The 249-nt window shown below is 66.3% G+C and carries 1 protein-coding gene; it reads left to right on the top strand.

All coding sequences use genetic code 11. The features are described 5' to 3' along the window. Positions 1–249 (top strand): dihydrodipicolinate synthase family protein (locus HWE01_RS22750; protein ID WP_241822972.1); only part of this gene is annotated, 249 nt, incomplete at both ends.

Here is a 249-nt window from a genome sequence, read left to right as displayed (position 1 = left end):
CACCACCACTCCGACGTCATCGGCACCTTCATCGGCTGGGACGTCTACCTCTACAGCGCCCTGGTTGAAGGCGCAGCAGGCGTCATGGCAGGCACCGCCAACGTTGTCCCGGGGGAGATCGTCGACGTCAGCCGTCGCATCGCCGGGGGTGACCTGCAGGGTGCACTGGGCCAGTGGAAGAAGGTCTACCCCGTGATTGATGCGCTCCTGTCCGTGCCGTTCATTCCCGCCGTCAAGGCCGGCCTGGCC

This window comes from Herbaspirillum sp. C7C8 (assembly GCF_022627875.1).
Classification (GTDB): Bacteria; Pseudomonadota; Gammaproteobacteria; order Burkholderiales; family Burkholderiaceae_D; genus Herbaspirillum.
This window is presented reverse-complemented; position numbering and strand designations above follow the sequence as displayed.